Here is a 24,192-nt window from a genome sequence, read left to right on the forward strand (position 1 = left end):
GAGATGAGCGAGGACTCTCTGCGTGAGGAAGTGCTGACCGCACGGCGGATCGTCGTCAAGGTCGGCTCCTCCTCCCTGACCACGGCGGGCGGCGGCCTGGACGCCGACCGGGTCGACGCCCTGGTGGACGCGCTGGCCAAACTGCGGACCCGCCCCGAGGCGCCAGAGGTCGTACTCGTCTCCTCCGGCGCCATCGCCGCCGGGCTCGCCCCGCTGGGCCTGGACCGCAGGCCCAAGGACCTGGCCCGCCAGCAGGCCGCCGCCAGCGTCGGCCAGGGCCTGCTGGTCGCCCGGTACACCGCCTCCTTCGCCCGGTACGGCATCCGGGTCGGCCAGGTGCTGCTCACCGCCGAGGACGCCAGCCGGCGCGCCCACTACCGCAACGCCTACCGCACCCTGGACCAGCTGCTGGCGATGGGCGCGATGCCGATCGTCAACGAGAACGACACCGTCGCCACCGCCGAAATCAAGTTCGGTGACAACGACCGGCTCGCCGCCCTGGTCGCCCACCTGGTCCGGGCCGACCTGCTGGTGCTGCTCTCCGACGTCGACGGCCTGTACGACGGCGACCCGTCCCGCCCCGGCACCAGCCGGCTCGCCGAGGTGCGCGGCCCGCAGGACCTCGACGGCATCGAGATCGGCAGCGCCGGCAAGGCCGGGGTCGGCACCGGCGGCATGGTCACCAAGGTCGAGGCGGCCCGGATCGCCACCGGCGCCGGCATCCCGGTGGTGCTCACCGCCGCCAGCCAGGCCGCCGACGCGCTGGCCGGGCGGCCCACCGGCACGCTCTTCCTGCGCACCGGCAGCCGCACCTCCGACCGGATGCTCTGGCTGGCCCACGCCAGCAGCCCGCGCGGTTCGCTGCACCTGGACGAGGGCGCCGTCCGCGCGGTCGTCTCCGGCGGAGCCTCACTGCTGCCGGCCGGGGTCACCAAGGTCGACGGGGAGTTCGCCGCGGGTGATCCGGTGGACCTTCTTGCCGAAAACGGCCACATCGTGGCTCGCGGACTGGTCAACTTTGATGCGAGGGAGTTGCCCCGCCTGCTCGGCCGGTCCACCCGCGACCTGGCCCAGGAGTTCGGCGCCGGGTACGAACGCGAGGTCGTCCACCGCGACGACCTGGTCGTTCTGCGCGGCTGACCGGCCCGGCGGGCCGGCACCGGCCGCCAGGCCGATCGGCGCAGTGCGGACGGCGGACCGCTCCGGGCCGGGAGCGGCCCGGCCACCGGCGAGGAGGGGCGCAGCCGTACCGGTCGGCCGAGGGCCGGCGGGGCCGGTGGGGACGACACGACATCGCCGAACAGGAGGCCGCCGGTGGAACGCAGGCGCGAGGCAGCGCTGACCGCAGGGACGGCGGGCCGGCGGCTGACCAGCATCGACGGCGGACGCGGGGACGGCCCCGCCGAGCCGGCCGGTCCGCCGCAGCGGCCCGGCGGGGTGCGCAGGCTGCGGCCCGAACGCGACCGGGCGGCCCAGCCGCCCACCGTCCCCGAGCAGGCCCGGCTGTGGCACGTGGTGCTGAGCGTGTCCGGGCAGGTCACCCCGCTGCCCTCGCTGCGCGCCTCACTGGAGCAGCTGGCGCACGACCACTCGTTCTTCCTGACCGCCCGCTACGCGGCCGACCACGCCGAGATCCGGTACTGGGAGCAGGCCCGGGACCTGCACGACGCGGCGGCCATCGCGCTGCGGCTGTGGGGTGAGCACAAGGTCACCGCGAACCTGCCGCCCTGGGAGATCGTCGGGCTGGAGGTGGTCGACCGGGCGACGTACCACAAACGGGTGGCGGAGGGCTTCGGCGATCCGCCGCCGCACCTGGGCGGGGTGCACCCGTACTGAGCACCCGTACTGAGCCGCCCCGGGGCGGGTTCGGACCGGCCGTCGCGGTCCTGGACACCCCGGCCGGAGGGGCCGTCACGGCGCCGTCTCACCCGGCGAAACGCGGCCGGCCGGGACGGACCCAGTCGCTACGCTTGGCGGCATGACCAGCGACCTCGCCACCGCCGACAGCCCCGTCCTCGCCGTAGCGCGCCGAGCCCGGGTGGCCGCCACCGCGCTCGCCCCGCTGCCGCGCAGGGCGAAGGACACCGCGCTGCTGGCGATCGCGGACGCCCTGGTGGCCCGCGCCGCGGAGATCGTCGAGGCCAACGCCGAGGACGTGGCCAGGGCCCGCGCGGCCGGCACGCCCGAGTCGGTGATCGACCGGCTGACCCTGACCGACGAGCGGATCGCCGCGATCGCCTCCGACGTGCGCGACGTGGCCGGCCTGCCCGACCCGGTCGGCGAGGTGGTGCGCGGCTACACCCTGCCCAACGGCCTGGACGTGCGGCAGGTCCGGGTGCCGCTCGGCGTGGTCGGCATCATCTACGAGGCCCGCCCGAACGTCACCGCGGACGCCGCCGCGCTCTGCCTCAAGTCCGGCAACGCGGTGCTGCTGCGCGGCTCCGCCTCCGCCTACCGCTCCAACACCGCGCTGGTCGCCGTGCTGCGCGACGCCGTCGCCGCGGCCGGGCTGCCCGCCGACGTGATCCAGCTGGTGCCGGGGGAGAGCCGCGACTCGGTGCGGGAGCTGATGCGCGCCCGCGGCTACGTCGACGTGCTGATCCCGCGCGGCGGCGCCTCGCTGATCCGCACCGTGGTCGAGGGCTCGACCGTCCCGGTGATCGAGACCGGCACCGGCAACTGCCACGTCTACGTGGACGCCGAGACGGACCTGGCGATGGCCGTCGGCATCCTGCTCAACTCCAAGGCGCAGCGGGTCAGCGTCTGCAACTCGGCCGAGACGCTGCTGGTCCACCAGGACGTCGCGGACGCCTTCCTGCCGCTCGCGCTGGCGGCGCTCGCCGAGGCCGGGGTGACGGTGCACGGCGACGAGGCGGTGCTGAAGGCCGCCGCGGGCGGCCCGGCCACCGTGGTCCCGGCCACCGACGAGGACTGGGGTGCCGAGTACCTCTCGCTGGACCTCGCCGCCGCGGTGGTGCCCTCGCTGGACGCCGCCGTCGCGCACATCCGCCGCTGGTCCTCCGGCCACACCGAGGCGATCGTCACCACGTCGCAGGCCGCCGCCCGCCGCTTCACCCAGGTGGTCGACTCCACCACGGTGGCCGTCAACGCCTCCACCCGCTTCACCGACGGCAGTGAGTTCGGCTTCGGCGCGGAGATCGGCATCTCCACCCAGAAGCTGCACGCCCGGGGCCCGATGGGCCTGCCCGAGCTGACCAGCACCAAGTACATCGTCACTGGTGACGGGCACGTGCGGGGCGAGCGGACGCAGACCGTGGGCGGGGTCGCGGACGGCCGCTGAACGCGGGCGCGAAGGCCGGCCGTCACACGGGTGACGGACCAACTGGCAGGAGCCACAGACAAATCGCCCGCCCGGTAATACGCTGAATCCCGTGGCTGAGGATGTGGGGGGCTTGCCGTACCCCGACGGCGCCGACCACGGTGGTGCGGACGACGAGTTCGCCACCGTGGTCTTCGATGAGGCTTTCGTCCGGTCCGCCGCCGTGCACGAGCCGACCGCCAAGGAGCGGCAACTCGCCGCCGCCGAGGCACGGTTCGAGCCGGATGCCGCGGGCCCGGGCTGGAGCTATGACGTCCCGGCGGGGGACGGGTTGCCGCTGGAGCTGCGCCCGTACCCGAGCGGACTCGACGCGGACCACCTCTACCCCGACCCGTGGTCGGGGCCGGACCGGGCGGCCGACCGCCGGGGCCGGCGCCCGTGGCGGCGCGGCGAGGATCCGGTGCGTACCCGCGGCCGGCACGTGGCGCAGCAGCGCTGGCACCGGCCGGTGGCCTGGGTGCTCGCCGTGATCATGGGCGTGAGCCTGGTGGCGGTCGCGGTCGCGGCGATCTACCAGGGCGTGGGCGGCTCCTCGGGCACGCCCCGGCGGCCCGAGTCCGGCAGCAGCAGCGCCGGGGCCGACCCGGGGCAGGCGCCGGCCGAGCCGCCGCTGGTGGTCACGGCACCCACGGGCTAGGTCCGGACAGGGCCTGGGGCGGCCGCTGTCAGGGGGCTTCGGTCGCGGAGCGCCCGGGCACGGAGCGTCCCCGGGAATGTGCGCCCCCGGCCCCTCGTGGCGGCGGTGGTGTCCGCCTACCCTGGTGGTGTGGGTGACCCGCGAGAGCCTCCTGAGGGTGCGCCCGAGGGCGGTTCCGGCAACGAGGACGAATTCCGGTCCGTCGTGTTCGACGAATCGTTCGTGCGGGCTGCCCGGATCCAGGAGCTGTCCGCCCGGGAGCGGCTGGCCGGCCCGCTCGGCAGGGCCACCCGGCCACGGGTGCGGCTCGGCCCGCTGGGCACCGTCCCGCGCCAGGCGCTCGCCCTGCTGCTGCTCATCCTGCTCGCCTTCGGGGCCGCGGTGTACTTCGGGGTGAGGTCGCCGATGAGCACCGCCGTGCGGCCCGAGGGCAGTCAGCTCACCGTCAGCCTGGTCGCGCTGACCCCGGCTTCGGCGGTCCACCCGGTCGCCGACCCGGCGGATCCGTTCGCCGCGCTGGCCGTCGGCTACGGGGAGGGCACGCTCGGGCTGAACGCCCCGACCGGGGCCGCCACGGGGAGCTTCAGCCGGATCGAGGCGGCCAAGGCGCTCGACACCGTCCAGCGCTACCTGGTCGCCTCCTCGCTGTCCCCGGCCACGCTGGTCCAGGGCGCCACCGCGGACGTACGGACCTTCGTCACGCCGGGTGAGCAGGCCGGGTTCGACACGAGCGTGGCGCGGCCGGTGGACGACCGGCACCACGCGGCGACCGGCTGGATGGTCCGCTTCGACCCGGCCCGGGTCGCGCTGGCCTCGAACACCGTGAAGGTGGCCGGCGTGATGCGGGTCGACGAGGCGGACGGCGGGACCCTGGAGGTCACCACCGACCACACCTTCGTCTACGCCCTGAAGCCGGCCGGGGCCCCGGCCGGAGCGCCCGTCACCCTGGAGACGGTGCGGCGGCAGCTGACCTTCGAGTTCGACCGGGTCGACCTGGCCTCGGGGCAGCTGCGGCTGGTGGACTCGGTGGTGGAGGCCGGGCCGGAGCCCTGCGGCACCTCGACGGCGGGCTTCCTGCAGCCGGTGCTGGCCACGGCGCAGGGCACGGTGGTCGCACCGCCGGCTCCGGTGGACCCGGGCAACCACGCGCTGGCGGGCTGGCAGGTGTGCGGGGTGCTGGCGGGCGGCTGAGGGGCCGGGGGAGCGGAGGGGCCGGGGCGGCGGAACCGGGGGCGCGGGGCCCCGAGACGGCGCGGCGGCCGGTGCCCGGGCGGGCACCGGCCGCCGTCGCGGTCCGCGCGGGTCAGCTGCCGTCGCGCTCCGCGGAGCCGCTGCCCGAGCCGCCGTTGCCCGAGGAGCTTCCGCGGCTGCCGCTGCCGGTGAAGGTGTCGCGGAGCTTGCCGCCGACGGTCGCGGCGCCGCCGGCGACGTCCCGGAGCAGGCCCATCAGCGGGTCCTTGCTCTCCTTGACCGAGGTCGTGTAGTGCTCGGCGGCGGCCTTCCACTGCTCGCCGACCGAGGTGTCCGGGTCGTCCGCGCGGCGCGGGTAGGCGCCGGCCAGGATCGAGCGGTACTCGTCGCTCTCCGCCCACTTCTTCAGCTGGGCGACCCGGACCACCGCGAAGGGGTGGGTCTGCGGCAGCAGCTGGAGCACCTTGAGCACGCCGTCGCGCAGGTCGCCGGCCTTCTCGTACTCCTCGGCCTGCTCCAGGAAGGCGTCGACGTTCATCTCGGCCAGGTTGTGGCCGCCGGCCAGCTTCATCAGGGCCCGCATGGACGCCTGGAGGTCCTGCCCGGCGAGCAGGCCGGCCCGGTCGCTGGACAGCTCCGCCTTGCGGAACCACTCCTTGAGCGCGGTGATGATCGCGGTGATCGCCAGGTTGCCGAGCGGCACCCAGGCGATCCGGGTGGCGATGTTGGTGAGGATCATCAGCATCGTCCGGTAGACGGCGTGGCCGGACATCGCGTGGCCGACCTCGTGGCCGATGACGGAGCGCAGCTCCTCCTCGTCGAGCAGCTCGACCAGGCCGCTGGTGATCACGATGACCGGGGTGTCGATGCCGATGCAGTACGCGTTGACCGCCGGGTCCTGGGTGACGTACAGGTCCGGGACCTGCTCCAGGTCGAGCACGTACGCGGCGTCGCGGACCATGTCGTGCAGCTCCGGGAACTGGCGCTCGGAGGTCTTCACGGCGGTGGCCAGGAACATCAGCCGGATCGCCCGTTCGGAGACCAGCCCGGCGAGCTTCTTCAGGATGTCGTCGAAGCCGGTCAGCTTGCGCAGCGCGACCAGGGCCGAGCGGTCCGCCGGGTGCTCCCAGGCCCGGGTGGAGATGCCGGCGAAGCGCTGGCGGCGGCGGCTCGGGCTCTTCGAGGTCGGGTCGGTCATGGTCTGAGTACCTCCTGGTCGACGGCGGCCGCGGCCCGCTGGCCCGCCCCCCGCTGGTCTTCGCCTGCAACGACTGTCTGTGCAACGTCCGTGGTTGCGTACTCGTCCCCGGGGTCAGCGTACGCGCGGGGGCCGGGCGGGGCGCCGCGCCGCCGGTCCGGGGCGGGGCGGGGGCGCCGCCGGTGTGAGGCGGGTCTACCCTGAGGCCTGGATGACCGAGACCGGACCCGGCCGCGGTACCGACCAGTTCCGAGGAGCCCCGCAGATGCCCACCGACGCGCTTGTCAGCCTGGCCGCGCCCATCTCCGACGAGTCCGGCCCGGGCCTGTTCCTGCGGATCATCGTGGTCGCGTCCTTCGTGGGCATCGGCCTGCTGATCTGGATCATGGCCCGCGCCTTCAAGCAGAACTAGTCCGGGCTCCGGCCGGTACCGCCCCGGGCCCCGCCGGTACGGGCCCCGAGGCCCTTCCCCGGCCCGTGCTCACGCCCGGTCAGCGGCGGTGGGCCGCCGAGCGGTTGCCGTGTAACCCCCCGTACGATGACGGGTGGGCCCTCACCGGCCCGGAAGAACCCCCAGGTCCGTCCTCCGAGCCGAGAAGGTCCCGCCGACCATGAGCACTGCTGCCGCACTCCCCGTTCTGAACCTTCTCGCCGAGGGCGAGGGGGGCAACCACGACAGTCTGAACCCGGCCCTGACCGGTGGCGCCGCGCTGGTCATCCTGCTGGTCCTGCTCTTCATCACCACCCGCTTCAACCGGGACCGCTGAGCCGGCTTCCGGGACCGCTCGGGGAGCGTCCGACCACCGGTCGGCCGCTCCCTCACGCATCTGCGGACAATCCCCACCGGCTCTGCGGGGGACCCCCACCCGGCCGTTCCCGCACCGTAACGGGCGTCGCGTAAGGTGTGGCGGCATGGGAGAGCAGGCCGGGAATCCCGGCGGACCGGAACCGGTGAAGAAGCGCCTCGGCGTGATGGGCGGCACCTTCGACCCGATCCACCACGGCCACCTCGTCGCCGCCAGTGAGGTCGCGAGCGCGTTCCACCTGGACGAGGTGATCTTCGTGCCGACCGGGCAGCCGTGGCAGAAGAGCGACCGCCACGTCACCGCGGCCGAGGACCGGTACCTGATGACGGTCATCGCCACCGCCGAGAACCCCCAGTTCTCGGTGAGCCGGATCGACATCGACCGCCAGGGCCCGACGTACACCGTCGACACCCTGCGCGACCTGCACGCCCAGCACCCGGACGCCGACCTCTTCTTCATCACCGGCGCCGACGCACTCGCCCAGATCCTGTCCTGGCACGACTCCGACGAGCTCTTCTCGCTGGCCCACTTCGTCGGGTGCACCCGCCCAGGACACACTCTGTCGGACGCCGGGCTCCCGGTGGGCGGGGTCTCGCTGGTGGAGGTCCCGGCGCTGGCCATCTCCTCCACGGACTGCCGCAACCGGGTCGCCAAGGGCGAACCGGTCTGGTACCTCGTCCCGGACGGCGTGGTCCGCTACATCGACAAGCGGGCGCTGTACGCGCCGCGCGGGGACTGATCCGGGAGCGGTGCATGACTGATCGCAGCGACGGCCGGCGGCCGGAGGACTGGTCCACCGGGCAGTACCAGCAGCCGTACCAGGAGTACCAGCCGCAGGAGCAGCAGCCGCAGCAGCCGCAGCAGCCGCAGCAGGCGCAGTCGTACGGGCAGCAGCAGTACGACCAGTACGGGCAGCCGGTGTACGGGCAGGACCCGTACGGCTACCAGCAGCAGGGCCACCAGGGGTACGACGGGTACCAGCAGGGCGGCCAGACCGGGCAGTTCCCGCAGTTCCCGCAGCAGGCGCAGCCGTACGGGCAGCAGCAGTACGACCAGTACGACCAGTACGGGCAGCCGGTGTACGGGCAGGACCCGTACGGCTACCAGCAGCAGGGCCACCAGGGCTACCAGCAGCAGCCGTACCAGGCCGCCGCCGCGCCGGTCGTCGCCGACCCGGTCGCCGTCGAGCCGCCGGTGCCCGCGCAGGCCGAGGCCGCCGCGCCCGCCCCCGCCGCTGCCGCGCCGCCGCGTCCGCGGGTGTCCGGGCCCGCCACCGAGGCGGTGCCGGCGAAGACCGAGCCGCCGTCCGAGAGGGTCGGCGGGGCGCGGGCCGGGAAGGCCGGGAAGGCCGGGAGCAAGGCGCCCGGGGACAGCTACACCACGGGCGAGTTCACCTTCGTCGACGAGGAGGCGGAGGAGACCGAGGACGTCATCGACTGGCTGAAGTTCGCCGAGTCGCGCAGCGAGGTGCGCGCCGAGCGCCGCCGCAAGCTGCGCAACCGGCTGATCGGCCTCGGTGTGGTGGTGGCGCTCGCGGCCGGCGGCGCCGGCGGCTACCTCCTGTTCACCGGCGACAAGCCGACCGCGGCCGCCGCGGCCGGCGGGCGCCAGGTCAACGTCGTCCACCTGCGCGACCTCCAGGGCAAGGTGTCCAGCGCGCTGCTGGTCAACGACGGCTCCGGGAAGAAGGGCACCGTGCTGCTGCTGCCCGACAGCCTGCGGCTGCCCGGCCCCGGCGACCCGCCGGTCACCACGGTCGGCCAGGCCATGGACGGCATCGGCGCCTCGGCGACCCGCGAAGGCCTGTCCACCGTGCTCGGCGCCCCGGTGGCCGGCACCTGGCGGCTGGACACCCCGTACCTGGAACTGCTGGTCTCCCAGCTCGGCGGCGTCCGGGTGGACACCAACGCCGAGACCCACGAGGGCGGCAAGCCGGACGGCAAGCTGCTGTCCGCGGCCGGGAAGAACACCCTGCTCAGCGGCAAGGCCGCGGTCGCGTACGCCACCTGGCAGGCGCCCGGCGAGAACCGGGACGCCCAGCTGGCCCGGTTCGGGCAGGTCATGGACGCGGTGGTGCGCACCATGCCGACCGAGTTCAAGGACGCCAAGGACGACGTGCACCGGATGAACGCGGTGCTCGACCCCTCGCTGCCCGAGGACGCCCTCGCCGGGGTGCTCGTCCAGCTCGCCCAGCAGGCGAAGGACGGCCACTTCGGCACCACCGCGCTGACCGTCAAGCCGGACGGCAGCCTGGACGAGGCGACGGCGGGCAAGCAGGTCAAGGACGTGCTGGGCGGCACCGTGAAGTCCGCGGCCACCGGCGACGCCCCGGCCCGGGTCGCGCTCCAGGACGCGAACGGCAACGACGCGGCGGCCGCCGCCGCGCAGGTCCAGATCGTCAACTCCGGCCTGACGTTCATCCCGGGCGGGGCCAAGGCCGCCCCGCAGGCCGCCAGTGAGATCCGCTACACCGACGACGCCCGGCAGGGCGCGGCGAAGTCGCTGGCGACCAGCCTCGGCCTGCCGGACTCGGCGGTGAAGAAGGTGACCGGCGACACCCAGAACGCGGACCTGCTGGTCGTGCTCGGCAAGGACTACCAGCCGCCGAAGAACCAGTAGGGCGGCGGCTCCGGTCCGGCGGATCGCGCGTCCGGGGGCTCCGTGCGCGGTCCGGTCGTGCGACCGCCGGGGCCGTGTGATCGGCGGCCGCGCGGGCCGTGCGGGCCGTGGGGCCGACGTCCGGCGGCGGTCCGGGCGGTCCGGCCGGCTCGCGGCGGCCCCGGGAGGGCGCGGAAAACGGTTCCGGGCCCGCCCGGGCGGCGTGAGATCCTGGAAGGCGACCCCGGCCGCGCGCCGGGGCGCCCCAAAGCCGCCGAGCCGGAAGAACACCGTGACCGTCACCGACCACAGCCAGCAGCTCATCACCGTCGCCGCGCAGGCGGCGGCCGACAAGCTCGCGCACAACATCATCGCCTTCGACGTCAGCGAGGTGCTGTCGATCACCGACGCCTTCCTGATCGCCTCCGCGAACAACGACCGCCAGGTCCGCTCGATCGCCGAGGAGATCGAGGACCAGCTGCGCGAGCAGCTGGACATCAAGCCGGTGCGCCGCGAGGGCGAGCGCGAGGGCCGCTGGATCCTGCTCGACTACCTCGACATCGTCGTGCACGTCCAGCACGCCGAGGAGCGCTCCTTCTACTCGCTGGACCGCCTCTGGAAGGACTGCCCCGAGCTGCCGCTGCCCGCCGACGCCCTGGAGTCCCGCAACCGCCCGGACGCCCACACCGACGAGGTCGGCAACGCCGTCGCCCCCGCCGACGACTTCGGCAAGCCCGAGGACCTGCACTGAGCCGGTCCGCGCGCGGTCCGCGCATCGTCTTCTGGCGCCACGGCCAGACCTCCTGGAACCTCGAATCGCGCTTCCAGGGCACCACGGACATCGAGCTGACCGGCCAGGGCGTCCTCCAGGCCCAGCGGGCGGCCCGGCTGCTCTCCGGGCTCCGTCCCGACCTGCTGATCTCCTCGGACCTCCAGCGCGCCCGGCGCACCGCCGCGGAGCTGGCCGAGGTCACCGGGCTCGACGTGCAGCACCACGAGGGCCTGCGGGAGACGTACGCGGGTTCCTGGCAGGGCCTGACCAACGCCGAGATCCGCGAGCGCTTCCCCGAGGAGCACGAGGCCTGGGCGGCCGGCGAGCCGGTGCGGCGCGGCGGTGGCGGCGAGCTGGCCACCGAGGTCGCCGACCGCTCGGTGCCGGTGGTGCTGGAGGCCGTCGCCAAGCTCCCGGAGGACGGCACGCTGGTGGTGGTCAGCCACGGCGGGACGATCCGAACCATGCTCGGGCGGCTGCTCGACCTGGAACCGTCCCGGTGGGAGCGCTTCGGCGGGCTGTCCAACTGCTGCTGGTCGGTGCTCGGCCACGGGGCGCGCGGCTGGCGCCTGCTGGAGCACAACGCGGGCACGCTCCCGCAGCCGGTCATCGGTGACGACACCTGAGCGGTACCGGCGCGGGCGGCGCCGGGCGCCGGGGGCCCTCAGGGGCCCTCGGCGGGGCCCCGGGGGAGCGGATTTCACAGTTCCGGCCCTGACCAGCTAAAGTCTTCCTTGTTCGCAGGGAGGAACGCGGCCCGGAAGGGAAGCGGGAAGCCCGGTGAGTGCGGGGCTATAGCTCAGTTGGTAGAGCGCTTGCATGGCATGCAAGAGGTCTGGGGTTCAATTCCCCATAGCTCCACTCCGCATCGGCGGTCGTGGTCAGCCAGGGTCGTCCGTGTCGCGGGGCTATAGCTCAGTTGGTAGAGCGCTTGCATGGCATGCAAGAGGTCTGGGGTTCAATTCCCCATAGCTCCACAGCAGTTCGGAAGGCCGTCACCCAAGGGGTGGTGGCCTTCCGGCATTTCGGGCCATGGTCTGCCGGTGTTTCGGACGGCGGTCCGACGACGGTCCGCCGACGTTCCAGCGGGCGGGGGTGCGGTGGTGGAGACGGACCTCGCGCGCCCGGAGCGGGGAGCGCGCGCCCGGGGCGCGCGCCGTGGGCCCGGGAGAGCCCCCGGGGAGCGGATTTCAGGAGCACGCTCCGGACCGTGTAAAGTAGTCGATGTCGCCGAGGGAAACGGCCGGAAACAACCGGGAACCACGGTGACATCGCAGGTCGAGGGGCTATAGCTCAGTTGGTAGAGCGCTTGCATGGCATGCAAGAGGTCTGGGGTTCAATTCCCCATAGCTCCACAGCAGTCGAGAGCCGCCTTCCGGAAACGGGAGGCGGCTCTTCGCCGTTCTGCCCGCGCCACCGGTCCAGGGCGCCGGAATCCCGCTACCGTCGTGCCATGGCCGATCTGGAGCGAAGGCGGAACGAGGAACTGGCCCGGATACTCCACCAGCTCGGCTGGAGCCCGGAACGGCTCGCCCGTGAGGTGAGCCTCGCCCTGCCCCCCGGCCTGGCCATCAGCTCCACCGCCCCGTACAAGTGGCGCGACCGCGGCATGGTGCCGCGCAGCCCGCACGACCAGGCGGTCTGCGAGGTGCTCAGCCGCACCCTCGGCATCGCCGTCACCTACGAACAGCTCTGGGGCCGGATGGGCGGCCACCGCGGCGCCAAGATCCTCTCGCCCCGGCTGCTCACCGACCCGTGGACCGCCGACACCGCCCAGACCTCGCTGCGCGAGGCCGCCACCGACGCCGGCCCCGTCCGCCTCACCGACCTGTTCCGCAGCTCCGACCTCGACCAGGCCGCCGCCCGCCTCGACTCCCCGCCACCGCCCGTCGGCGGCGGCGAGGGCGCGCTGCGCGTCGAACCCGGACTGGTCGGCGAACTCGGCCTGTCCTACCGCAGCAAGCAGAAGCTCGAACGCTCCTGCGGCGGCGGCCTCGTCCTCGGCCCCACCCGGGCCGAACTCGCCATGCTGGCCAAACTGCTGGAACTCGGCGCGTACGACGAACGGCTCGGCCGCGAGCTCTACGGCACCGCCAGCAGACTCGCCCGCCTGGCCGGCTGGGCCGCGTACGACCTCGGCCACGACGCGGCCGCCCAGCGCGCCTTCGTCGCCGCGCTGCGCGCCGCCCACGTCAGCGGCGACGCCCGGCTCGGCGTCGCGGTGCTCGGCGCGCTGGTCGTGCTCGCCACCCAGGGCGGCGGCGGGCGCGGACTGGACGCCGTCTCCGCGCTCGCCAAGGCCCTGGACACCCACGGCGCCGCGCTCAGCGCCACCGGCCGGGCCCGCCAGCTCGGCCGGCTCGCCCGCGCGTACGGCCGCCGGGGCGAGGCCGCGCAGGCCGAGGCCGCCGCCGCCCGGGCGTTCGCCGAACTGGACGGCCTGCCCGGCGCCGAGGAGGCCCGGGCCGACCTCGCCGGGATGGTGGGGGAAGGGCGGCTGGCGCTCGGCCAGCACCGGCTGGCCAAGGTGCTGCTCGCCGAGGCCGTAGCCGGGCTCGGGCCGGGACGGGCCCGTTCCAAGGCACTGCTGATGGTGCGCCTCGCCGAGGCCCACCGCCGGCTCGGTGACCAGCGGGAGGCGGCCCGCACCGCGGCGCTGGCGCGCTCGCTCGCGGCGGGGATGCAGTCCGAGCGGCTGGCGAAGGCGTTGCGGGAGTTCGACGCGGCGGGGCGGGCGGCGGCGCGGTAGGGACCCCGGCCGGTCCCTTGGGCGGTGCCTCGCCGGCGCTGCGCTGCGCAGTGAGGGGTGTCGAGAAGGGCGTCGAGAGGCTCCGTGAGGGGCGTCGGCTTGGCGTCGAGAGGCGTTGCGGGGCAGTGCGGGACCGTGCGGGGCCGCCGTGCGGCATTGCGGGCCCGGCCCGGCGGTACACCCCGCAGCCCGCCGACCCGCTTGCGGTACCCTGAGCCCATGCGAACCGTGCGCCTGCTCCTTAGCCGGCCGCGCTGACCAGGACCGGCCGCGCCCTCGGGCGGTGCCGGAGTCGGCGTGGCGTCCCCTCCTGCGAGGGGACTTTTTGTTTTCCGCGCCCGACCCCGTCCCGGGCCGGGTCCACGGGCCGGCCGCCTGCGCGGTTCGCCAACTGACATCGATGGAGCTTGAAGGACCATGAGCGAGACGACCCCTGCGTCCGGCGCGGCCGAGACCGCGACCGAGCCGTTCCGGTACAGCGCCGCGCTGGCGGCCGAGATCGAGTCCCGCTGGCAGGACATCTGGGAGAAGGAGGGCACCTTCCACGCCCCCAACCCCACCGGTGCGCTGGCCGACCCGGCGGCCGGCGACGTCACCGCGAAGCCGCACAGCTTCATCATGGACATGTTCCCGTACCCCTCGGGCGCGGGCCTGCACGTCGGCCACCCGCTGGGCTACATCGCCACCGACGTCTTCGCCCGCTACCAGCGGATGACCGGCCACAACGTGCTGCACACGCTGGGCTACGACGCCTTCGGCCTGCCCGCCGAGCAGTACGCGGTGCAGACCGGCACCCACCCGCGGGTCTCCACCGAGGCGAACATCGCCAACATGCGCCACCAGCTGCGCCGGCTGGGCCTGGGCCACGACCCGCGCCGCTCGATCTCCACGATCGACCCGGAGTACTACCGCTGGACCCAGTGGATCTTCCTGCAGATCTTCAACTCCTGGTACGACGAGGCCGCCCGCAAGGCCCGTCCGATCGCCGAGCTGGTCGCCCGGTTCGAGTCCGGCGCGCGCGAGGTGCCGGGCGGGCGCGCCTGGGCCGAGCTGTCGACCGCCGAGCGCGACGAGGTGCTGGGCGAGTACCGCCTCGCCTACGCCAAGGAGGTGCCGGTCAACTGGTGCCCGGGCCTGGGCACCGTACTGGCCAACGAGGAGGTCACCGCGGACGGCCGCTCCGAGCGCGGCAACTTCCCGGTGTTCAAGTCCAACCTGCGCCAGTGGATGATGCGCATCACCGCGTACTCGGACCGGCTGATCCAGGACCTGGACCTGCTGGACTGGCCCGAGGCCATCAAGCTGCAGCAGCGCAACTGGATCGGTCGCTCCGAGGGCGCCCGGGTCGACTTCGCGGCCCCCGGCGACCAGAAGATCACCGTCTTCACCACCCGGCCCGACACCCTGTTCGGCGCCACCTACATGGTGCTGGCCCCCGAGCACGGCCTGGTCGACTCGATCGTCCCCGCCGCCTGGCCCGAGGGCGTGCCCGCCGAGTGGACCGGCGGCGCCGCCACCCCCGCCGAGGCCGTCGCCGCCTACCGCGCCACGGCCGCCGCCAAGTCGGACGTCGAGCGGCAGGTCGAGGCCAAGGTCAAGACCGGCGTCTTCACCGGCGCCCACGCCGTCAACCCGGTCAGCGGCGAGCCCGTCCCGGTGTTCATCGCCGACTACGTGCTGATGGGCTACGGCACCGGCGCCATCATGGCCGTCCCCGCCCACGACCACCGCGACTTCGCCTTCGCCCGCGCCTTCGCGCTGCCCATGCGCTGCGTCGTCGAGCCCACCGACGGGCGCGGCTCCGACCCGGCCGAGTGGGACGACGCGTTCGACACCTACGACTCCGTCATCGTCAACTCCGCCCGCACCGAAGGCGACCTGACGCTGGACGGGCTGAGCGTCGTCGACGCCAAGGCCGCCGTCACCGCCTGGCTGGCCGAGCGCGGCATCGGCGAGGGCACCGTCAACTACCGCCTGCGCGACTGGCTGTTCAGCCGCCAGCGGTACTGGGGCGAGCCCTTCCCGATCGTCTACGACGAGGACGGCGTCATGCACGCGCTGCCCGAGTCGATGCTGCCGGTCGAGGTCCCCGAGGTCGACGACTACTCGCCGCGCACCTTCGACGCGTACGACTCCAACTCCTCGCCGGAGACCCCGCTGTCGCGCAACGAGGACTGGGTCAACGTCGAACTGGACCTGGGCGACGGTGTCAGGAAGTACCGCCGCGAGACCAACACCATGCCCAACTGGGCGGGCTCCTGCTGGTACGAGCTGCGCTACGTCGACCCGGCGAACTCCTCGGCGGTCGTCGACCCGGCCAACGAGAAGTACTGGCTGGGCCCGACGGAGAACAAGCCGGCAGGCGGCGCCGACCTGTACGTCGGCGGCGCCGAGCACGCCGTGCTGCACCTGCTGTACGCGCGCTTCTGGCACAAGGTGCTGCACGACCTGGGCCACGTCTCGTCCGTCGAGCCGTTCCACAAGCTGTTCAACCAGGGCATGATCACCGCCGACGTCTACCGCGACGAGCGCGGCTTCCCGGTGCCCGCCGCCGAGGTCGAGGAGCGCGACGGCCAGTACTTCTGGCAGGGCGAGCCGGTCAAGCGCGAGGCCGGGAAGATGGGCAAGTCCCTGAAGAACGCCGTCGCGCCGGACGACATCGCCGACGAGTACGGCGCCGACACGCTGCGCCTGTACGAGATGTCGATGGGCCCGCTGGACGTCTCCCGCCCGTGGGACACCCGCGCCGTCGTCGGCTCGTACCGCTTCCTGCAGCGCCTGTGGCGCAACGTCGTCTCGGAGACCACCGGCGAGCTGGTCGTCACCGAGGAGGAGCCGGACGAGGCGACGCTGCGCGTCCTGCACAAGGCGATCGACGGCATCCGCGGCGACATGGCCGGGCTGCGCTTCAACACGGCGGTCGCCAAGGCCATCGAGCTGAACAACCACCTGGTCAAGCGCGGTTCCACGCCGCGGGCGGTGGCCGAGCAGCTGGTGCTGATGGTCGCGCCGCTGGCCCCGCACATCGCCGAGGAGCTGTGGCGCCGCCTGGGCCACGGCGACTCGCTGGCGCACACCGACTACCCGGTCGCCGACCCGGCGTACGTGGTGGACGAGACGGTGACCTGCGTCGTGCAGATCAAGGGCAAGGTCAAGGCGCGGCTGGAGGTGGCGCCGGGCATCTCGGACGCCGAGCTGGAGGCGCTGGCGCTGGCGGAGCCGGCGGTCGTCGCGGCGATCGGCGGGGCCGAGGTGCGGAAGGTGATCGCGCGGGCGCCGAAGCTGGTGAACATCGTCACGGGCTGAGTGCGGCTCCTGCGGGAGTGGTCGGGCGGGCGTCCTCCGGGGCGCCCGCCCGGCGTTTCGGGGGTGTTCATGGGGCCCTCGTGGGGCGTTTCGTCGGGGGAATCCCGGGTTTCGCCGGGGTCCCGGGTCCCTCGGGGAGATCCCGGATCTGACCCTGATCTCCGCCCGCCGGGACCGCTCCGGCCTCCCCCGGGCGGGGTCCGGCGGCTACCGTGGAACTCTCGGTGATGCGGCCCGCGTTGGGCCCGGTGGGGCCGGAACGGCGGCGGAAGGTGGCGCGCGATGGACGTGTTCGGCGTGATGATCGGTCTGGCCCTGCTCTTCGGAGTCGCGGTGATGGTCCTGGCCGTCGTCGGCACGGTCAAGGCTGCCAAGGCCGTCGGCGCGAAGATCGAGAAGCACGAGGCCAACGCCCGGCGCGCCGTCGAGACCGCAACGCTCAAGGCGAAGAAGTACACCCAGGTCGGCCCGCCCGCGCAGATCGCCGCCGTCCGGCTGGGCCTGCGGACCTCCCTCGACGGCACCCGGCAGGTGCTGGAGGGCGGCCTGGCACAGGACGGCCAGCTCGGCGAGTCGCTCGCCCTGCTGAACCGGCTCGACGCGCACGCCGCCGAGCTCGACGGCGAGCTGCGGATGCTGGAGCGCGAGCCGGAAACCGCGCGGATCGCCGCCAAGCTGCCGGAGCTGCGCGAGCGGGCGGAGCGGATCACCCACTCGGCGGAGACCATGCGCTGGGCGGCGCAGGACCGGATGCACCGGTTCGCGGACGACGAGCTGAGCCGGCTGAGCCAGGAGTGCGAGAGCGAGGCCGGGGCGCTGCGGCACTGGGACGGTGCGGGGGGTGCGGCGGGGGCCGCAGGGGCCGCGGGCTCTGCGGGTCCTACCGGTGCTGCGGGTTTCACGGGGGCGGCCGGTCGGGCTTCCGCGGGTTCGCCGGCGGGTGGTGCTCCGGGTTCGGCCGGTGGTGCTCCGGGTTCGGCCGGTGCGACCGGGCGTGCGGCCCGGGCCGGGCTGACCGACGGGAAGGGGCATCCGAGCGCGGAGGAGCTGCTCGGGCTGGCCGATCCGCTGGCCAAGCTGGCGCAGCGGCTGCGCAAGCCGTCGGCCGGGCCCTCGGCGGGCTGAGTCCGGCGGCTTGCCGCGAGGCCATCGGGCCGGGGCGGGAGCAGGCGCTGTCCTCCCGGACCTACGGGGAGTAACCTCCGGCTCATGCCCTCCGACCTCGCACTTGTCACCGATTCCACGGCCTATCTGCCGCAGGATGCCCTCGACCGGCACGGGATCACGGTGGTCCCGCTGAGCGTCGCGGTCGGTGACTCGGTCCTGAGCGAGGGCGTGGAGATCACCCCGAAGGACGTCGCCGAGGCGCTGCGCGGCAAGCAGCGGGTGACCACCTCCCGGCCGAACCCGGAGACCTTCGCCGCCACCTACCGGTCGGCCGCCGAGGCCGGGGCGAAGGGGATCGTCTCGGTGCACATCTCCGGCGAACTGTCCGGCACCGTCGAGGCCGCCAGGCTGGCCGCCGCCGAGGCGCCCGTACCGGTGCGGGTGGTGGACAGCCGACTGGTCGGGATGGCGCTCGGGTACGGGGTGCTGGCGGCCGCCGAGGCGATCGCGGCCGGGCAGGGCCTGGCCGAGGCGGCCGAAGCGGCCGGCCGGCGGGCGTCCGGAACCAGCGGGTTCTTCTACGTCGACACCCTGGAGCACCTGCGGCGAGGGGGCCGGATCGGGGCGGCGCGGGCGCTGCTCGGATCGGCACTGGCGGTCAAGCCGCTGCTGCACCTGGACGGCGGGCGGATCGAGCCGCTGGAGAAGGTGCGGACGGCGTCGCGGGCGATCGCGCGGCTGGAGGAGATCGCGGTCGAGCGTTCGGGGGAGCGGGAGGTCGACATCACCGTGCACCACCTGGCGGCCGAAGAGCGGGCCGAGCCGCTCGCGGAGCGGCTGCGGGCGCGGGTGCCGGGGCTGCGGGAGCTGTACGTGGGCGAGGTGGGGGCGGTGATCGGCGCCCACGTCGGGCCGGGGCTGCTCGCGGTGGTGGTCGCGCCGCGGTGAGGGCGGGCGGGCGTTTTCCCGTCCGCTTGTCTGGTTGTCCGGCCACTCGGTCAACTTTTGACGGCCCTACTCGCTCTTGTGAGTGACGCTTTTTGTCCACAACCCCCAGGTTTTCCACAGGGTTTCGTTGATTTCCGCACGCTCGCCGGAGGACTCCTACCGTCCTCGGCATGACGACCATGAGCCTGGGCGCGGCGAAGCGCCACGTGATCGACGAGACGGTGCGGCTGCGGATGGCCGCGATGCTGCCGGGGGATGGCGAGCCGTCGGGTGGCCCGGCAGGGGTGGGCGGCTCGGACGCGGGTCCGTCGGGCGTGGGCCCGTCGGGCGTGGGTTCGCCGGGGGCGGCCTCGTCTCCGGCGGGGGAGCGGTCGGTGTCGGCCACCGGGCCGCCGTCGCCGTCGCCGTCGCTGGTGCTGGATGCGGGCGGCGCGGTCGATCCCGGCGAGGAATCCGTGTACCTGTCCGAGGCCGGGGCGCGTCCGCGGTTCTCCTCCTTCCCCTCGTCCGCTTCGGCACTGGCGCTCGACCGGCGCGCGGTGGCCGGGCTGGCCGTCCTGTTGCTGTTCGCGGTCGGCTACGCCGTCCAGCACTTCTGGCTGGCCCGGCCGGAGACGGTCGCCGTGCCCGCGCTGGCGGCGGCCGCGACACCGGCGGTGGCCGACCAGCCCGTCCCCACCGACGGCCCCGCCGCCGCTTCCAGAGCCGGGCCCGGCGCCGGCCCCGAGGCCGCCTCCGGTGCGGGGTCCGTCGTCGTGGTCGACATCGGCGGGCGGGTCCACCTCCCAGGCCTGCACACCCTGCCCGGCGGCTCCCGGGTGGCCGACGCCCTGCGCGCGGCAGGCGGTCCGCTCCCGGAGACGGACACCAGGAACCTCAACCTGGCCCGCGTCCTGACGGACGGCGAGCAGATCCTGGTCGGCGAACAGGGGCCCGCTCCGGCCGTCGGCAGCGGGAGCGGACCCCCAGGTCCGGCCGCGCCCCGAACACCCGTCAGCCTCAACCGGGCCACGCTCGAACAGCTCGACACCCTTCCGGGGGTCGGCCCCACCCTCGCCCAACGCATCCTCGCCTACCGCACCTCGCACGGTTCCTTCCGCTCCCTCGACCAGCTTCGGCAGGTCAGCGGTATCGGCGCCCGTACGTACGCGGAGCTCCGTCCGCTGCTCACTCTCTGACGTTCCCTCCTCCTTCGTCCTTCCCGTCCGCCCATCTGCCCGTCCGCCCGCCCTGCCCCGTCGCACCGGCCTTCGAAGGGAGGCGCCGCCATGTCCCCCACGGTGCCCGCCGCCACCACGTCGGCCGTTCCGGCTGCTTCGTCCCGCTCCCAGGGCGCGGACTTCCGCCTGCTGCTGCCCGCCGTCTCGGCCTGGGTGGTCTCGGCGGCGCTCCTGCGTCTGGAACCGGGATACGAGGCCCTCGTCCTCAGCGCGGCGGGTCTTGCGGCGCTCGGGGGCGTCCTGCTGCTCACCCGGCCCGGGGTGCTGCGCCGACGAGGGGCCGAGGCGACGCTCGCCGCCGTCCTGCTCACCGGCGCGGCGGCCGCGATCGCCACCCCGCTGCACACCGCCGACCTCCACCGGGGGCCGCTGCCGGAACTCGCCCACGCGTCCGCGGCCGCCGAACCGGGCGCGGCCGCCCCGGCGGTGGAGGTGGAGCTGACCGTCACGGGAGACCCGAAGATCCGCACCTCCCGGGGCGGCACGGTCGGCGGTCAGACGCTCCTCACCGTGGCCGCGGTGGTCGACCGCGTCACCCTGCTCCCGGACGGGCGGACCACGCGCACGCGTACGCCGGCGACCGTCATGGCCCGGGGAGCGGAGAGTGGGTCCTGGCAGCGGCTCCTCCCGTCCCAGCGGCTGGCCGCGGAGGCCGAGGTGCGGCCGCCGGGGGAGGGCCACGACACCGAGTCCGCCGCACTGCTGGTCGTCCACGGGCCACCCCGGCAGCTGGCTCCGCCGAGCCTTCCGCAGCGGATCGCCGGGCACCTGCGCGAAGGCCTGCGCACGGCCACCGACGGACTTCCGGCGGACGCACGGGGGCTTCTCCCGGGGCTGGTCGTCGGCGACACCTCGCGGTTGCCCGACGACCTCGACGACGCCTTCCGCGCCACCGACCTGGTCCACCTGGTGGCGGTCAGCGGAGCCAACCTGGCGATCGTCCTCGGCGCGCTGCTGGGCGCGCCCGGACAGGCCGGCACCCCGGAGCGGAGCGGACTGGCCGCGACGCTGGGGCTGTCGCTGCGCACCGGCGCCCTGCTCGGCACCGCGTTGACACTGGCCTTCGTCACCGTCTGCCGACCCGAACCCAGTGTGCTGCGGGCGGCAGGGACGGGGCTGATCGGCATGCTGGCCCTGGCCTCCGGCCGTCCCCGCCGGGCTGTGCCCGCGCTCGCCGGTGCCGTCTTGGTGCTGGTCCTGCTGGACCCGTTCCTGGCGCACTCGTTCGGCTTCCTGCTCTCGGTACTCGCCACCACCGGGCTGCTCGTCCTCGGGCCGCACTGGGCCGAGGCCCTGCGGGCCCGACGCTGGCCGCACCACCTGGCGGGTGCCTTCGCGGCGGCGGCCGCCGCCCAGGCGCTGTGCGCACCGGTGACGGTGGTGCTGTCCGGGCACGTCAGCCTGGTCGGCATCCCGTGCAACCTGCTGGCCGAGCTGGCGGTGGCGCCGGCGACGCTGCTCGGCTTCGGGGTGCTCGTCCTGCACCCGTTCCTCCCGGCCCTGGCCCGTCTGCTCGCGGAGCCTGCCGGGGTCCCGGTCGGCTGGCTCGCCCTGGTGGCGCGCCGCGGCGCCGAGCTGCCCGGTGGCCAACTGGCTTGGCCGGGAGGGTGGTTCGGGACGGCGACAGTGGCGCTGGCCGTTCTGGCGGCCTGCTGGGCGGCGCCGCTCCTCCTGCCCCGACGGGCCGCGCCGGGCAGCCCCGCACCGACGCGGCGACGCTGGGTGCGGGCACTGGTGACGGGGCTGCTGACGGCGGCCCTGCTGGCCGTGCTGCTGCGCCCGCCGCAGCTCGCCCGGATCGCCACCGGCTGGCCGCCGCCCGGGTGGCGGCTGGTGATGTGCGACGTCGGGCAGGGGGACATGCTGGCCCTCGCGGCGGGGGCGCCGGGCAGCGCGGTGGTGATCGACGCAGGGCCGGATCCGAACGCCGCCGACAGGTGTCTGCGCGACCTCGGCGTCACGTCGGTTCCCTTACTGCTGCTGACGCACTTCCACGCCGACCACGTCGAGGGCGTACCAGGGGTGTTGCGGAGCCGAAGGGTCGGCGCGATCGAGGGCACCACGCTGGACGACCCACCGGGGGAGGCGGCCCGGGTGGCGGGCTGGGCCGCAGGCGCCGGCGTCTCTCTGATGAGAGCCGGCCGGGGTGAACGGCGTTCGGTCGGTGCGGAGTTGGCCTGGGACGTGGTGTGGCCCGTGCCAGGTGCGGCGGTGGAGGCGCCCGGCCCCAACAACGCGAGCGTCGCATTGATGGTGTCACTGACAGGAGGACTACGGATGGCACTGCTCGGAGATCTCGAACCGCAGGCCCAGTCGGCGCTGCTGGGCCGGGTGGGGAAGGTGGACGTCCTGAAGGTGGCGCATCACGGCTCGGCCCACCAGGACTGGACCCTGGCCGGTGCGCTCCGGCCCCGGTTGGCGCTCGTCTCCTGCGGCGAGGGCAACACGTACGGTCACCCGTCCCCGAGGACGGTCGACCACCTGCGCGCGCTGGGCGCCACCGTGCTGCGCACCGACCGGGAGGGGGACATCGCGGTGACGGGCGATTCCCCGGCCACCCTCGGCGTGGCCGTCCACCCGCAGCCCGCCCACGCGGCCCGCCACCCGCGCGGCCACGGGCCCTCGGCCTCGGGTCCCCACCCCGAGCGGACCCAGGCCTCCCCGCGGGCTCCGCCGGTGTGACCTGCCCGGGCCCTCCTCCTCCCACCAACCATGTGGGGCAGGGAAAGGGGTAGGGGTTGTGGGAGGAGTGGAGAGGGGCGGGCGCAGGCCCAGCAGAAACGTTCCGGCGCGCTCCGGGCCAGCCCGGAGCGCGCCGGGGAAAACCCTGGACTTCATGACTCCACACGGCAGCCGCAGAGATCCCCGGCTACCAGGGCACCTGCCCGGAAAGACGGGGCAGGATGACCCGAAGGCCGTTCCGGCGCGCTCCGGCCCCGGCCGGGGTCCTCAGGCCTCCTCGCGCCAGCCGTCGTAGCCGGACGCGAGGGTGTCGAGGACGTGGAGCAGCGCAGGGGTCCAGCCGCTTTCCGGGGCCTCGGCCACGATCAGCCACTGGGCGTCCTCGGCGTCGTCCTCGCCCGCGAGCGCGTCGCGGACGACTTCGAGCTTGCCGAGGTCGGGTTGGGTGGCGCCGAGTTCCTCGGCGGTCTCCTCGGCGGCGTCGCGGTCGGGCAGGACGAGTAGCTGCCGGACGTACGGGTCGTCGACGTCCGGGAGGTCGGTGGTGTGGTTCTCGCTCACCGGGCCATTGTCCAGGCAGGGCCGTCCGCTCCGTCGGGCGGGAGTGTCCGTGACCCGTGGGATGCTGGTACGCGATGGCCAGGAAGAGTGCACCCGACGACCTGCTCGCCCCGCTGACCCTCGCGGTCGGCCAGGAGGAGCTGCTGCTGGACCGCGCGGTCGCCCAGGTGGTGGCGGCGGCGAAGGCGGCGGACCCGGACACCGACGTGCGGGACCTGCCGCCCGGTGGCCTGCAGCCCGGCAGCCTGGCCGAGCTGACCACGCCCTCGCTGTTCGCCGAGCGCAAGGTGATCGTGGTCCGGGCCGCGCAGGACCTCTCCGCCGACTCGGTGAAGGAGGTCAAGGCGTACATCGAGGCGCCGGCCGAGGAAGTGATCATGGTGCTGGTGCACGCCGGCGGCGCCAAGGGCAAGGGCCTGCTGGACGCCGGGCGCAAGGCCGGCGGGCGCGAGGTGGCCTGCGCCAAGCTGGCCAAGGCGAGCGAGCGGCTCGCCTTCGTCAAGGGGGAGTTCCGCACCCTGGGTCGTTCCGCGACGCCGGAGGCCTGCCAGGCGCTGCTGGACGCGCTCGGCAGCGACCTGCGTGAGCTGGCGGCCGCGTGCAGTCAGCTGACCTCGGACGTCGAGGGCGCGATCGACGAGACGGTGGTGGCCCGCTACTACAGCGGCCGGGCCGAGGCGACCGGCTTCGAGGTGGCCGACCTCGCGGTCACCGGACGGGCCGCGGAGGCGCTGGAGCGGCTGCGCTGGGCGCTGGCCGTCGGCCAGCCGCCGACCGGCATCACCTACGCGCTGGCCTCCGGCGTGCGCAGCATCGGACGGCTGGCGAGCGCCGGCCGGAACATGCGCCCGGGTGACCTGGCCCGGGAGCTGGGTATGCCGCCGTGGAAGGTCGACCGGGTCCGCCAGCAGATGCGGGGCTGGACGGGCGACGGGGTGGCCACCGCGCTGACCGCCATCGCCCAGGCCGACGCCGCCGTCAAGGGCGGCTCGGACGACCCGGCCTTCGCCCTGGAGCGCGCGGTGGTCGCCGTCGCGCGGGCCTCCCGGGCCGGCTCCCGCCCGGTGTACTGACGGC

General features: G+C 74.4%; 20 protein-coding genes and 3 tRNA genes. 21 read left to right on the plus strand and 2 right to left on the minus strand.

All coding sequences use genetic code 11. The features are described from left to right. The first annotated feature begins 3 nt into the window (after window positions 1-3). From proB to ACFRAR_RS11855, 5 genes are all read left to right on the plus strand, one after another. Entirely contained in the window at window positions 4-1,140 is a 1,137-nt protein-coding gene (proB, locus tag ACFRAR_RS11835) for a glutamate 5-kinase (protein WP_380697424.1), read from the plus strand. A 174-nt stretch (window positions 1,141-1,314) separates the two neighbouring features. Continuing rightward, the gene (locus ACFRAR_RS11840; RefSeq protein ID WP_380697426.1) at window positions 1,315-1,836 is read left to right on the plus strand and encodes a hypothetical protein; all 522 of its coding nucleotides are present in this window, start codon (window positions 1,315-1,317) and stop codon (window positions 1,834-1,836) included. A 142-nt stretch (window positions 1,837-1,978) separates the two neighbouring features. Next, window positions 1,979-3,301 (plus strand): glutamate-5-semialdehyde dehydrogenase, encoded by a 1,323-nt coding sequence (locus ACFRAR_RS11845; protein WP_380697427.1) that lies wholly within the window; start codon window positions 1,979-1,981, stop codon window positions 3,299-3,301. Window positions 3,302-3,392: 91 nt separating this feature from the next. After that, a complete protein-coding gene (locus tag ACFRAR_RS11850) occupies window positions 3,393-3,977 on the plus strand; it encodes a hypothetical protein (protein WP_380697429.1) in 585 nt (194 codons plus the stop codon). Window positions 3,978-4,106: 129 nt separating this feature from the next. Continuing rightward, the gene (locus tag ACFRAR_RS11855) at window positions 4,107-5,168 is read left to right on the plus strand and encodes a hypothetical protein (RefSeq protein ID WP_380697430.1); all 1,062 of its coding nucleotides are present in this window, start codon (window positions 4,107-4,109) and stop codon (window positions 5,166-5,168) included. A 112-nt stretch (window positions 5,169-5,280) separates the two neighbouring features. Here ACFRAR_RS11855 and ACFRAR_RS11860 read toward each other — a convergent pair whose 3' ends face one another. Then, a complete protein-coding gene (locus tag ACFRAR_RS11860) occupies window positions 5,281-6,366 on the minus strand; it encodes a M48 family metallopeptidase (RefSeq protein WP_380697432.1) in 1,086 nt (361 codons plus the stop codon). 265 nt (window positions 6,367-6,631) lie between these two features. On the opposite strand from ACFRAR_RS11860, the gene ACFRAR_RS11865 reads away from it, so the two are divergent. From ACFRAR_RS11865 to ACFRAR_RS11935, 15 genes are all read left to right on the plus strand, one after another. Beyond that, complete coding sequence (locus ACFRAR_RS11865; RefSeq protein ID WP_380697433.1) at window positions 6,632-6,778, plus strand: hypothetical protein; 147 nt, start codon at window positions 6,632-6,634, stop codon at window positions 6,776-6,778. A gap of 199 nt (window positions 6,779-6,977) precedes the next feature. After that, entirely contained in the window at window positions 6,978-7,133 is a 156-nt protein-coding gene (locus ACFRAR_RS11870) for a hypothetical protein (protein ID WP_181970583.1), read from the plus strand. 145 nt (window positions 7,134-7,278) lie between these two features. After that, window positions 7,279-7,911: a nicotinate-nucleotide adenylyltransferase gene (gene nadD / locus ACFRAR_RS11875; RefSeq protein WP_380697435.1), complete on the plus strand. Its 633-nt coding sequence runs from the start codon at window positions 7,279-7,281 to the stop codon at window positions 7,909-7,911. 14 nt (window positions 7,912-7,925) lie between these two features. After that, window positions 7,926-9,791: an LCP family protein gene (locus ACFRAR_RS11880; protein WP_380697436.1), complete on the plus strand. Its 1,866-nt coding sequence runs from the start codon at window positions 7,926-7,928 to the stop codon at window positions 9,789-9,791. Window positions 9,792-10,062: 271 nt separating this feature from the next. Then, entirely contained in the window at window positions 10,063-10,521 is a 459-nt protein-coding gene (gene rsfS, locus ACFRAR_RS11885) for a ribosome silencing factor (protein WP_380697438.1), read from the plus strand. After that, on the plus strand, window positions 10,518-11,168 hold the full coding sequence (locus ACFRAR_RS11890) for a histidine phosphatase family protein (RefSeq protein ID WP_380697489.1): 651 nt from the start codon (window positions 10,518-10,520) through the stop codon (window positions 11,166-11,168). Before rsfS ends, ACFRAR_RS11890 begins: the two co-directional genes overlap by 4 nt. A gap of 162 nt (window positions 11,169-11,330) precedes the next feature. Continuing rightward, window positions 11,331-11,403: transfer RNA gene (locus tag ACFRAR_RS11895), tRNA-Ala, on the plus strand. Window positions 11,404-11,446: 43 nt separating this feature from the next. After that, a tRNA-Ala gene (locus tag ACFRAR_RS11900) sits at window positions 11,447-11,519 on the plus strand. A gap of 305 nt (window positions 11,520-11,824) precedes the next feature. Further along, window positions 11,825-11,897, plus strand: a tRNA-Ala gene (locus ACFRAR_RS11905). Between the two features lie 98 nt (window positions 11,898-11,995). Further along, window positions 11,996-13,291: a hypothetical protein gene (locus ACFRAR_RS11910; RefSeq protein WP_380697439.1), complete on the plus strand. Its 1,296-nt coding sequence runs from the start codon at window positions 11,996-11,998 to the stop codon at window positions 13,289-13,291. Between the two features lie 417 nt (window positions 13,292-13,708). Continuing rightward, complete coding sequence (gene leuS / locus ACFRAR_RS11915; protein ID WP_380697441.1) at window positions 13,709-16,597, plus strand: leucine--tRNA ligase; 2,889 nt, start codon at window positions 13,709-13,711, stop codon at window positions 16,595-16,597. A gap of 282 nt (window positions 16,598-16,879) precedes the next feature. After that, complete coding sequence (locus ACFRAR_RS11920) at window positions 16,880-17,722, plus strand: hypothetical protein (protein ID WP_380697442.1); 843 nt, start codon at window positions 16,880-16,882, stop codon at window positions 17,720-17,722. An 84-nt stretch (window positions 17,723-17,806) separates the two neighbouring features. After that, complete coding sequence (locus ACFRAR_RS11925) at window positions 17,807-18,652, plus strand: DegV family protein (protein ID WP_380697444.1); 846 nt, start codon at window positions 17,807-17,809, stop codon at window positions 18,650-18,652. A gap of 170 nt (window positions 18,653-18,822) precedes the next feature. After that, window positions 18,823-19,830 carry a helix-hairpin-helix domain-containing protein gene (locus ACFRAR_RS11930; RefSeq protein ID WP_380697445.1) on the plus strand — a complete coding sequence of 336 codons (1,008 nt, stop codon included), beginning with the start codon at window positions 18,823-18,825 and terminating at the stop codon, window positions 19,828-19,830. Window positions 19,831-19,920: 90 nt separating this feature from the next. Next, a complete protein-coding gene (locus ACFRAR_RS11935; protein WP_380697447.1) occupies window positions 19,921-22,554 on the plus strand; it encodes a ComEC/Rec2 family competence protein in 2,634 nt (877 codons plus the stop codon). Window positions 22,555-22,821: 267 nt separating this feature from the next. On the opposite strand, the gene ACFRAR_RS11940 is transcribed toward ACFRAR_RS11935, so the two are convergent. After that, window positions 22,822-23,115 carry a hypothetical protein gene (locus ACFRAR_RS11940; protein ID WP_380697448.1) on the minus strand — a complete coding sequence of 98 codons (294 nt, stop codon included), beginning with the start codon at window positions 23,113-23,115 and terminating at the stop codon, window positions 22,822-22,824. Between the two features lie 74 nt (window positions 23,116-23,189). Between ACFRAR_RS11940 and holA the strand changes: the two genes are divergently transcribed. Beyond that, window positions 23,190-24,188, plus strand: coding sequence for a DNA polymerase III subunit delta (gene holA, locus ACFRAR_RS11945; protein WP_380697450.1), 999 nt, complete (start codon window positions 23,190-23,192; stop codon window positions 24,186-24,188). Window positions 24,189-24,192: the final 4 nt, after the last annotated feature.

This window comes from Kitasatospora sp. NPDC056651 (assembly GCF_042792155.1).
In the GTDB taxonomy this organism is placed as follows: Bacteria; Actinomycetota; Actinomycetes; order Streptomycetales; family Streptomycetaceae; genus Kitasatospora.

Excerpts from the sequence above, each read along its gene's own strand:
- proB (WP_380697424.1), top strand. The coding sequence starts at position 4 with ATGAGCGAGGACTCTCTGCGTGAGGAAGTGCTGACCGCACGGCGGATC.
- ACFRAR_RS11845 (WP_380697427.1), top strand. The coding sequence starts at position 1,979 with ATGACCAGCGACCTCGCCACCGCCGACAGCCCCGTCCTCGCCGTAGCG.
- ACFRAR_RS11860 (WP_380697432.1), bottom strand. The coding sequence starts at position 6,366 with ATGACCGACCCGACCTCGAAGAGCCCGAGCCGCCGCCGCCAGCGCTTC.
- ACFRAR_RS11865 (WP_380697433.1), top strand. The coding sequence starts at position 6,632 with ATGCCCACCGACGCGCTTGTCAGCCTGGCCGCGCCCATCTCCGACGAG.
- ACFRAR_RS11870 (WP_181970583.1), top strand. The coding sequence starts at position 6,978 with ATGAGCACTGCTGCCGCACTCCCCGTTCTGAACCTTCTCGCCGAGGGC.
- nadD (WP_380697435.1), top strand. The coding sequence starts at position 7,279 with ATGGGAGAGCAGGCCGGGAATCCCGGCGGACCGGAACCGGTGAAGAAG.
- ACFRAR_RS11880 (WP_380697436.1), top strand. The coding sequence starts at position 7,926 with ATGACTGATCGCAGCGACGGCCGGCGGCCGGAGGACTGGTCCACCGGG.
- ACFRAR_RS11910 (WP_380697439.1), top strand. The coding sequence starts at position 11,996 with ATGGCCGATCTGGAGCGAAGGCGGAACGAGGAACTGGCCCGGATACTC.
- leuS (WP_380697441.1), top strand. The coding sequence starts at position 13,709 with ATGAGCGAGACGACCCCTGCGTCCGGCGCGGCCGAGACCGCGACCGAG.
- ACFRAR_RS11920 (WP_380697442.1), top strand. The coding sequence starts at position 16,880 with ATGGACGTGTTCGGCGTGATGATCGGTCTGGCCCTGCTCTTCGGAGTC.
- ACFRAR_RS11925 (WP_380697444.1), top strand. The coding sequence starts at position 17,807 with ATGCCCTCCGACCTCGCACTTGTCACCGATTCCACGGCCTATCTGCCG.
- ACFRAR_RS11930 (WP_380697445.1), top strand. The coding sequence starts at position 18,823 with ATGACGACCATGAGCCTGGGCGCGGCGAAGCGCCACGTGATCGACGAG.
- ACFRAR_RS11935 (WP_380697447.1), top strand. The coding sequence starts at position 19,921 with ATGTCCCCCACGGTGCCCGCCGCCACCACGTCGGCCGTTCCGGCTGCT.
- holA (WP_380697450.1), top strand. The coding sequence starts at position 23,190 with ATGGCCAGGAAGAGTGCACCCGACGACCTGCTCGCCCCGCTGACCCTC.